Source organism: Nostoc sp. CCY0012, from assembly GCF_963920855.1.
Lineage (GTDB): Bacteria > Cyanobacteriota > Cyanobacteriia > Cyanobacteriales > Nostocaceae > Cyanocohniella.
Genome location: NZ_CAWUDM010000260.1, coordinates 1 through 333 on the forward strand (window position 1 = coordinate 1; position 333 = coordinate 333).

The following is a 333-nucleotide window of genomic DNA, read 5'->3' on the forward strand; positions in this document are numbered from 1 at the left end:
TTTGTTCCCCAGGATGCTATTACCTGGGGAATTTTATTGTTTAGAATCCTAAAGCGGTTTTCAGTTGGAGTAACTTAGCTTTTAATCCTGGTGTTTGGTAGTCTTTCTCAGGGATGAGGTCATAACGAGCGCGATCTCCTTTATTCAATCCCTCGTTTAATTCCCGCATTTCGTGCGCTTCATCTGCTGCTATTTGCTTAATTTCCGGTCTATGGGATTGTTCAAGTAATGAGGTTTGTTGGTCTATACCTGCTAGATGAGCATCGAGATAGCCTCGAATTTGGGTGTAGTTCATCTGGTATTGATGACGTTGGTTTTCACCCGTTTTAGATG

The 333-nt window shown here is 42.0% G+C and carries 1 pseudogene; it reads right to left on the bottom strand.

Going from position 1 to position 333, the window contains the following annotated elements:
- Window positions 1-40: 40 nt before the first annotated feature.
- Window positions 41-333: pseudogene (locus ACM0OS_RS29055) on the bottom strand (hypothetical protein); the annotation flags it as partial.